Source organism: Streptomyces beijiangensis, assembly GCF_017315755.1.
GTDB lineage: Bacteria > Actinomycetota > Actinomycetes > Streptomycetales > Streptomycetaceae > Streptomyces > Streptomyces beijiangensis.
The window spans coordinates 1-841 of record NZ_JAFLRJ010000856.1; the positions used below are offsets into that span (position 1 = coordinate 1).

At 67.3% G+C, this 841-nt stretch carries 1 protein-coding gene; it reads left to right on the plus strand.

Annotated features, from left to right (window positions below):
* Positions 1–89 precede the first annotated feature (89 nt).
* A complete protein-coding gene (locus J0695_RS39510; protein WP_206969672.1) occupies positions 90–809 on the plus strand; it encodes a PspA/IM30 family protein in 720 nt (239 codons plus the stop codon).
* Positions 810–841 lie beyond the last annotated feature (32 nt).

An 841-nucleotide genomic window follows, 5' to 3' on the forward strand; every position in this document is an offset into this window, starting at 1 on the left:
CGGGGGTACGGCGGCGGGGGCGGCAGGTTCTGATCCTGATCCTTCGCAGCCCGCTTCCGTAACTCCCTTTACGTACAAGGAGAAATGCCATGTCGGACAAGCAGACCATCTTCGGGCGCGTGAGCCAGCTGGCCAAGGCCAACATCAACTCGCTCCTCGACCAGGCCGAGGACCCGCAGAAGATGATCGACCAGCTGATCCGCGACTACACCAACAACATCGCGGAGGCCGAGCAGGCGGTGGCGGCCACCATCGGCAATCTGCGGCTCATGGAGCAGGACCACACGGAGGACGTGGAGGCGGCCAAGGAGTGGGGCGGCAAGGCGCTCGCCTCGTCGAAGAAGGCGGACGAGCTGCGGACGGGCGGGTCGGCCGCCGACGCCGACAAGTTCGACAACCTGGCGAAGGTCGCGCTGGGGCGGCAGCTCCAGTCGGAGAAGGAGGCGAGGACGGCGGAGCCGACGATCGCCTCGCAGACCGATGTCGTGGCCAAGCTGAAGACCGGGCTCGACCAGATGAAGGTGAAGCTGACGGAGCTTCAGGGGAAGCGGGACGAGCTCGTCGCGCGGGCGAAGTCGGCGCAGGCGCAGAACACGATGATGGACGCGGTGAAGAACATCAACGTCCTCGACCCGACGAGTGAGTTGGGGCGGTTCGAGGACAAGGTGCGGAGGGAGGAGGCGAAGGCGATGGGGAAGCAGGAGCTTGCGGCGTCTTCGCTGGACTCGCAGTTCGAGCAGCTGGATTCGCTGGGGGACGGGGCGGAGGTCGAGGCGAGGCTGGCCGCGCTCAAGTCCGGGGCGGAGTAGGCGCGACTCCTCCCCTGGGGGCTCCGCCCCCG

What these genes read in the sequence shown, in the direction of transcription:
- J0695_RS39510 (WP_206969672.1), top strand. Translation starts at nt 90, where the DNA reads ATGTCGGACAAGCAGACCATCTTCGGGCGCGTGAGCCAGCTGGCCAAG.